The organism is Micromonospora parastrephiae, from assembly GCF_016802865.1.
Taxonomy (GTDB): domain Bacteria; phylum Actinomycetota; class Actinomycetes; order Mycobacteriales; family Micromonosporaceae; genus Micromonospora; species Micromonospora parastrephiae.
Map to the genome: position 1 here is coordinate 1 of NZ_JAEVHM010000235.1, position 7128 is coordinate 7128.

At 71.8% G+C, this 7128-nt stretch carries 9 protein-coding genes; 4 read left to right on the forward strand and 5 right to left on the reverse strand.

From position 1 onward, the window contains the following. Positions 1-40: 40 nt before the first annotated feature. Positions 41-967, reverse strand: a complete 927-nt coding sequence (locus JNW91_RS27915) for a proline dehydrogenase family protein (RefSeq protein WP_203178428.1) — start codon at positions 965-967, stop codon at positions 41-43. Between JNW91_RS27915 and JNW91_RS32745 the strand changes: the two genes are divergently transcribed. Genes JNW91_RS32745 through JNW91_RS27930 form a run of 3 tightly spaced genes read left to right on the forward strand, consistent with a single transcriptional unit; the run spans position 966 to position 3121 of the window. Then, entirely contained in the window at positions 966-1346 is a 381-nt protein-coding gene (locus JNW91_RS32745; RefSeq protein WP_238425834.1) for a hypothetical protein, read from the forward strand. The two genes, JNW91_RS27915 and JNW91_RS32745, sit on opposite strands and share 2 nt — an antisense overlap. Position 1347: 1 nt before the next feature. Then, positions 1348-2514: a glutathionylspermidine synthase family protein gene (locus JNW91_RS27925; protein ID WP_203178430.1), complete on the forward strand. Its 1167-nt coding sequence runs from the start codon at positions 1348-1350 to the stop codon at positions 2512-2514. 19 nt (positions 2515-2533) lie between these two features. Next, positions 2534-3121: a CGNR zinc finger domain-containing protein gene (locus tag JNW91_RS27930; protein WP_203178432.1), complete on the forward strand. Its 588-nt coding sequence runs from the start codon at positions 2534-2536 to the stop codon at positions 3119-3121. Between the two features lie 19 nt (positions 3122-3140). Here the strand turns inward: JNW91_RS27930 and JNW91_RS27935 are convergent, their stop codons facing one another. Next, positions 3141-3947: a sugar phosphate isomerase/epimerase family protein gene (locus JNW91_RS27935; RefSeq protein WP_203178434.1), complete on the reverse strand. Its 807-nt coding sequence runs from the start codon at positions 3945-3947 to the stop codon at positions 3141-3143. Positions 3948-4024: 77 nt separating this feature from the next. Next, the gene (locus JNW91_RS27940) at positions 4025-4969 is read right to left on the reverse strand and encodes a Ppx/GppA phosphatase family protein (protein ID WP_203178435.1); all 945 of its coding nucleotides are present in this window, start codon (positions 4967-4969) and stop codon (positions 4025-4027) included. An 80-nt stretch (positions 4970-5049) separates the two neighbouring features. Between JNW91_RS27940 and JNW91_RS27945 the strand changes: the two genes are divergently transcribed. Next, a complete protein-coding gene (locus tag JNW91_RS27945; protein ID WP_203178441.1) occupies positions 5050-5847 on the forward strand; it encodes a hypothetical protein in 798 nt (265 codons plus the stop codon). Positions 5848-5851: 4 nt separating this feature from the next. Here JNW91_RS27945 and JNW91_RS27950 read toward each other — a convergent pair whose 3' ends face one another. Together JNW91_RS27950 and JNW91_RS27955 are read right to left on the reverse strand one after the other, a co-directional pair. Continuing rightward, positions 5852-6016 (reverse strand): hypothetical protein, encoded by a 165-nt coding sequence (locus tag JNW91_RS27950; RefSeq protein ID WP_203178437.1) that lies wholly within the window; start codon positions 6014-6016, stop codon positions 5852-5854. 420 nt (positions 6017-6436) lie between these two features. Beyond that, complete coding sequence (locus tag JNW91_RS27955; RefSeq protein WP_203178443.1) at positions 6437-7120, reverse strand: response regulator transcription factor; 684 nt, start codon at positions 7118-7120, stop codon at positions 6437-6439. Positions 7121-7128 lie beyond the last annotated feature (8 nt).

Below are 7128 nucleotides of genomic sequence, written 5' to 3' on the forward strand. Positions count from 1 at the left end.
GGTGAGGTCGGCCGCCGGCCCGTCAGCCGATCCGGTCGGGTTACTTCTTGGGAGATTCACGGGCCCGGCCTGAAGAAGATCCAGGGTTGGCCGGGCGCTCGGCGAGCCGACGCATCAGGTAGCCGTACCACTCGTCGCCGTACGGGACGTAGGTGCGCACGGTGTAACCCTCGCCGGCCAGCCGGGCCTGCTCCTCCGGGCGGATGCCGTACAGCATCTGGAACTCGAAGCGCTCCGGTCCCCGGTCGAACCAGCGGGCCCGGTCCTCACCGATGGCGATCATCCGCGGGTCGTGGGTCGCCAACATCGGGTAGCCGTCGCCGGACATCAGGATGTTCATGCAGCGCACGTACGACTTGTCCACCTCACGGGTCGACTGGTACGCCACCGACTCCGGCTCCTTGTAGGCGCCCTTGCACAGCCGTACCCGCGACCCGGCGTACGCCAGCTCCCGGCAGTCCGACTCGGTCCGGCGCAGGTACGCCTGAAGCACCGCACCGGTCGACGGGAAGTCCTTGCGCAGCCTGCCCAGCACCTCCAGCGTCGAGTCGGTGGTGGTGTGGTCCTCCATGTCCAGGGTGACAGTGGTGCCAGCCGCGTCGGCGGCCGCGCAGATCGCCCGCGCGTTGTCGTACGCCAACTGCTCGTCGAACATCTGGCCGAGGGCGGAGAGCTTCACGCTCACCTCGGCCGCGGGGGTGAGACCCGCGCCGGAGAGCATCTTGAGCAACCGCAGGTACTCGTCCCGGGTGGCCGTGGCCTGCTCGGGAGTGACGGTGTCCTCCCCCAGGTGGTCGAGGGTGACCGCAAGACCGTCGTCGACGAGCCCGCGGGTCGCGCGCAACGCGTCGTCGGTGGCGGCGCCGGCGACGAACCGGCGTACGACGTCCCGGGTGTACGGGGCGGTCGCGACGAGCCGCTCGACCTGGGATGACCGGGAGGCGGCGAGGATGACGGAACGGAGCATGAGCCGAGCGTATCGCCCCTGCCAGGAGCCCCGCCGAGGGGCGGCCGGGCCACCTCGACACCGGGGCGGGGCGGCGGTGGTGGCGTCGATCGGCTACAACGATGCCGTGGACCAACGCCCCCGCCGCCGGCTCCGGTCGGCCTCCGTGCAGCTCGGCGCGCTCACCGCTCTCGCGCTCGCCCTCTCCGGCTGCAACATGACCTCGGACGACGACGATGACGACGACTGCGCCCTGGGGCCGGTCGGCGGCGGCGGGACCGTGGCGCTGGCGATGCGGGTCGCCGCCCCGGCCGCCAGTCGCACCGCCCCGGAGCCGACCGTCGCGGCCCTGCCCGAGCGCGGCGGGTTCGGCACGCACCTCGCCTCCTGCGGCGGTTGAGATGCGGCGCGAGACGGTCGCACCGCGGCCCGACTGGGACGCCACCATCCGGGCCCAGGGGCTGGTCTACGTCGACACCGAGCTGCCCGACGGCGGCATCATGTCGTACTGGGACGAAACCGCCGCGTACGCCTTCGAACTGGACGAGGTGCTGCGGCTGGAGGAGGCCACCGAGGAGCTGCACCGGATGTCGGTGACCGCCGCCGAGCACGTCGTGTCGCAGCGCCGGTACGCCGAGTTCGGCATCCCGGAGTGGGCGGCCGAGGCCGTGGCCCGTTCGCTGCGGGAGGCGCCACCCACCCTCTACGGACGTTTCGACCTGGCGTACGACGGCACCTGGCCCCCGAAGATGTTGGAGTACAACGCGGACACCCCCACCGCGCTGGTCGAGGCGAGCATCATCCAGTGGTACTGGCTGGAGCAGACCCGACCCGAGCTGGACCAGTGGAACAGCCTGCACGAGCGGTTGGTCGGCGCCTGGGCCAAGATCGCGGCCGGGCTGCACGACCCCCGGGTGCACGTGCTCTGGTCGAACGAGGAGGAGTCCGGCGAGGACCACATGACCGCCGGTTACCTCGCCGAGACCGCCCGGCAGGCCGGCCTGAGCGTCGAGTTGCAGCCCATCCAGGAGATCGGCTGGGACGGCCGGCGCTTCGTCGACGCCGACGACCACCCGGTGACCACCTGCTTCAAGCTCTACCCGTGGGAGTGGATGCTGGCCGAGCCGTACGGGCCGGCGGCGCTGGCCCCGGGCACCCCGACCACCTGGATCGAGCCGGCCTGGAAGCTGCTGCTGTCCAACAAGGCGCTGCTCGCGGTCCTGTGGGAGCTGTACCCCGGGCACGAGTACCTGCTCCCGGCGTACCTCGACTCGCCGCGCGGCATGCCGGAGTACGTGGCCAAGCCGCTGCTCGGCCGGGAGGGCGGTTCGGTCCGCATCGTCACCGCCGAGCAGGAGATCACCAACCCGGGAATCTACGGCGACGAGGGCTGGTGCTACCAGGAGTTCCGGGCGTTGCCGCAGTTCTCCGGCAATCGGATGGTGCTGGGCAGCTGGATCGTCGACGGCGAGTCGGCCGGGGTGGGGGTGCGGGAGAGCGCCAGTTTGATCACCGACGGCTACGCGCGGTTCCTGCCGCACTACATCGACGCGCCACGCACCCCGTGAGTCGTCTACCGTTGGGGGCGTGAACTTCGACGCGTACGCCCGGACCGGCGTTGACCTGGTCAACGCCCGCCTGGACGACCTCGACGACCTGCGGGCCCTCTTCCCGGACGACAACGCCTGGATGCGCGACGAGGTCGCGGAACGGGACGTCGCGATCTTCCGGCGGGCACAGAAGCGGCTGCGTGACGTCTTCGAGTACGGCACCTCGGGGCGCGACGCCCAGGCGGTGACCGAGCTGAACGCGCTGCTGGAGGCGTTCCCGGTCCAGCCGCGCATCTCCGGGCACGACTCCAGCGACTGGCACATGCACGTGACCAGCCGGGGCGCGTCGGTCAGCGCCGAATACCTGGCCGGCGCCGTCTGGGGGCTGTCGGTCTGGCTCTGCGAGTACGGCAGCGCCCGTTTCGGGGTCTGCGCCGACGAGCGGTGCGGCAACGTCTACCTGGACACGTCCTCCAACTGCTGCCGGCGCTTCTGCTCCGAGCGCTGCGCGACCCGTTCGCACGTGGCGGCGCACCGGGCCCGCAAGCGGGCCGCCGTGGGCGAGCAGGTGACTGTGGCCGCCCAGCCGACCGCCGGCGCCGACTCGCTCACCCCGGTCAGCTGACGCCACCACCCTCCGCGGGTCAGGCGTCGACCGGGGACGGCGCCGTCAGGTGCTGGCGGGCGAACTCCAGCGCGGCGCGCAGGTCCGCTTCGCGCACCGCGCGGCTCTTCGCGCCCCGGGTGGCGACCTCCACGGCCACCGCACCGGTGAAACCCCGCCCCGCCAGCGACGAGAGCAGCTCGCCGCAGGGCTGGGTGCCGCGCCCGGGCACCAGGTGCTCGTCGCGGCCCTCACCGGTGCCGTCGCCGAGGTGCACGTGGGCCAGCCCCGCGCCCATCCGGTCGGCCATGTCGAGGGGGTCGCTGTGCGAGGCCGCGCAGTGCGACAGATCCAGGGTGTACGACGGGTAGCCGGTGTCGGTGGGATCCCACCCGGGCACGTACGGCACGAACTGCCGGCCCGCCATCCGCACCGGATACATGTTCTCCACCGCGAAGCGCAGCCCGGAGAACCGGTCCGCGACCGTCGCGAGCCCCTCGGTGAAGCCCCGCGCGTAGTCGCGCTGCCAGGTGAACGGTGGGTGCACCACGACGGTCGGCGCTCCCAGTGTCTCGGCCAGCTCGGCGGCCTTGCGCAGCCGCTGCCACGGGTCCGGGCTCCACACCCGCTGGGTGACCAGCAGGCAGGGCGCGTGCACCGAGAGCACCGGCACGCCGTAGTGCGTCGAGAGGCCGCGAAGCGCGCCCGCGTCCTGGCTGACCACGTCTGTCCAGACCATCACCTCGACGCCGTCGTAGCCGAGCGCCGCGGCCAGTTGAAACGCCGCCGCGGTCGGTTCGGGGAAGACCGACGAGCTGGACAGGAGCACCGGGACGCGGGAAGTCACATCAGCCAGGGTAGCCCGGTGGCGCCGGGGCCATCGTGACGAGCGTCGGCAAACCGCCCGTAACCGCCCGTCGCGGTTCAGACCGGTTCGAGTTGATCGAGTCGACGGAGGATGACGCCCTCGCGCAGCGCCCACGGGCAGATGTCCAGCGAGTCCAGATCCAGGCGACGCATCACCGCCTCGGCCACCACGGCACCGGCCAGCAACTGGTGCGCACGGCCCGCGCCGACCCCCTCCAGCTCCATCAACTGGGCCGGCGGGATGTGTCGGATGAAGCCGATGACCTGCCGCAACCCGGCCCGGGTCAGGCTGCGCCGCACCCAGAGCCCGGCCCCGGACGGTGCCGCCCCGGCCAGTCGGGCCAGGGTGCGGAACGTCTTCGAGGTGGCCACCGTTCGGTCCCAGCCCACCTCGGTCATCTGGTCGACGACCTTGTCCAGCCGGCCTTCCACGTACTCCCGCAGCTTGTCGACGGCCTCGGCGGACGGCGGCGCCGCGCTGTCCGGGTCGACCCGCAGCCGCTCCCGGGTCAGCCGACCGGCGCCGAGCGGCAGCGAGACCGCGACACCCGGGTCCTCGTCGATCCCGGCGGCGATCTCCAGCGAGCCGCCCCCGATGTCCAGCACCAGCAGCCGCCCCGCCGACCAGCCGAACCAGCGACGCACCGCCAGGAAGGTCATCCGCGCCTCGTCCGCGCCGGAGAGCACCGCGAGGCGCACGCCGGTCTCGTCGCGGACCCGGGCGAGCACGTCGGCCGCGTTGGTGGCGTCGCGTACCGCCGAGGTGGCGAACGCGATCAGGTCGTCGGCGTCCAGCCCGCTGGCCGCCGTCTTGGCCATGCCCACCGCCTTGACCAGGCCATCCGCGCCCGCCTCGGTCAACGCTCCGTCGGGGCCGATCTGTTCGGCCAGCCGGAGCACCACCTTTTCGGAGTGCGCCGGCCACGGGTGCGCGCCATGGTGCGCGTCCACCACCAGCAGGTGCACCGTGTTGGATCCGACGTCGAGGACACCCAGTCGCATGGTGAAGACCCTAGGTGCAACACGTTTGCGCGGCTCGCCGGCCCGCGGACGGCACCGCGCGTACGCTGGTCCGGGTGACGATGGAGCTCCGCGTGCTGGTGGACGATCCGGGTGACCCGCGCAGCCGTGAGGTGCCACTGGACTTTCCCCGGGAGTGGATCGAGTTCGCCGACCCGGCGGACGAGACCCACCTGATCCGGGCCGACCTGACCTGGCTGCTCTCCCGCTGGACCTGCATCTTCGGTAGGGGCTGCCACGGCATCATCGCCGGTCGGTCGGCCGACGGCTGCTGTTCGCACGGGGCGTTCTTCACCGACTCGGACGACGAGAAGCGGGTCCGCAACGCCGTTCGGCTGCTGACCCCGGCGACCTGGCAGCACTTCCGGCGCGGGTTCAAGAACTGGACCGACGAGGACACCATCGACGGCAAGAACCCGGCCCGCCGTACCGCCACCCAGGGCGCCGAGGGGCCGTGCGTGTTCCTCAACGACGCCGACTTCCCCGGCGGGGGCGGCTGCGCGCTGCACGCCCAGGCGCTGCGCGACGGGGTGCACCCGTTGGAGTACAAGCCGGACGTCTGTTGGCAGCTCCCGATCCGGCGGGACCAGGAGTGGGTCAAGCGCCCGGACAACACCAGGGTGCTGGTCTCCACGCTGTCGGAGTTCGACCGGCGCGGCTGGGGTGCCGGCGGGCACGACCTGGACTGGTGGTGCACCTCCTCGACGGACGCGCATGTCGGCGCCGAACCGATGTACCTGTCGTACGGGCCGGAGTTGACCGCGTTGGTCGGCGCGGCCGCGTACGAACGGTTGGCCGAGCTGTGCGCGGCCCGGGTGAAGCAGGGCATGGTCGCCCCGCACCCCGCCGACCAGCTCTAGCCGGTCAGCGCAGGGCGGCGTCGACCCGCGTGCGGGCGGTGCGGCGAGCCGCGCCGGCGATCACCGTGTCCGCCCCGACGCCCCGCGGACCGTGGGCGTAGAAGAGCCGGAACGCGGTGTCCAGGATCCGGTCTCGGGCCGAGCCGGCGGGCGTGCGGTGCGCAGGCATCGGTACTCCGTCGACGTGCTGGTGGCGGGCCCCCTGACGCCGACGTCCCCTCCCTCTTCGGGCACCGCCCGTTTCCTCTTCGGGCACCGCCCGTTGGGGGCGCGGAGTAGGGGACATGGGTCGGGATGCCTTTGGAGCTGAACCGTTGGCGACATCAGGCGATCATCGGCTCGCCATGTCCGCCAATGGCGGCCTCGGCGGATGACTCGTTGACGACATCAGCTCCAAAGGCGCGCTGCGGCGCAGACCTCCTCCTCGCCGCGCGTCACAGGGTCGTCAGCGCAACCGGCGCGAGGCCACCGCGCACCAGCAGAGGATCGATGGACATGCGCATCGCAGTTCTCGGAACCGTTCGCTGATCGGGCGCGGACAGCCCGAAGGGGGCCCACGCCGAGCGTGGACCCCCTTCGGTTACGCCGATCACGGCTCGAACTTGTAACCCAGGCCCCGGACGGTGACGATGAAGCGCGGCGCGGACGGCTCCGGCTCGATCTTGGAGCGCAGGCGCTTGACGTGCACGTCCAGCGTCTTGGTGTCACCGACGTAGTCGGCGCCCCAGACCCGGTCGATGAGCTGGCCACGGGTCAACACCCGGCCGGCGTTACGCAGGAGCAGCTCCAGAAGCTCGAACTCCTTCAGCGGCAACTGCACGGCAGCGCCGTCCACGGTCACCACGTGCCGTTCGATGTCCATCCGCACAGGCCCGGCGGCGAGCGTCGGCGCACCCGCGTCGGCGACCTCCGGGCTCTGCCGGCGCAGCACCGCCCGGATCCGGGCGACCAACTCCCGGGGCGAGTACGGCTTCGTGACGTAGTCGTCGGCACCGATCTCCAGCCCGACCACCTTGTCGATCTCGCTGTCCCGGGCGGTGACCATGATGATCGGCACGGCCGACCGCTGACGGAGCTGCCGGCAGACCTCGGTCCCCGACATCTCGGGCAACATCAGGTCGAGCAGCACGATGTCGGCGCCGGTCCGGTCGAACTCGGTGAGGGCATCGGTGCCGGTCGCAGCGACCGAAACCTCGAAGCCCTCCTTACGGAGCATGTACGACAAGGCGTCGGAGAACGACTCCTCGTCCTCGACCACGAGAACGCGGCTCAACGGGGATT

Excerpts from the sequence above, each read along its gene's own strand:
- JNW91_RS32745 (WP_238425834.1), top strand. The coding sequence starts at position 966 with ATGAGCCGAGCGTATCGCCCCTGCCAGGAGCCCCGCCGAGGGGCGGCC.
- JNW91_RS27915 (WP_203178428.1), bottom strand. The coding sequence starts at position 967 with ATGCTCCGTTCCGTCATCCTCGCCGCCTCCCGGTCATCCCAGGTCGAG.
- JNW91_RS27925 (WP_203178430.1), top strand. The coding sequence starts at position 1,348 with ATGCGGCGCGAGACGGTCGCACCGCGGCCCGACTGGGACGCCACCATC.
- JNW91_RS27940 (WP_203178435.1), bottom strand. The coding sequence starts at position 4,969 with ATGCGACTGGGTGTCCTCGACGTCGGATCCAACACGGTGCACCTGCTG.
- JNW91_RS27945 (WP_203178441.1), top strand. The coding sequence starts at position 5,050 with ATGGAGCTCCGCGTGCTGGTGGACGATCCGGGTGACCCGCGCAGCCGT.
- JNW91_RS27950 (WP_203178437.1), bottom strand. The coding sequence starts at position 6,016 with ATGCCTGCGCACCGCACGCCCGCCGGCTCGGCCCGAGACCGGATCCTG.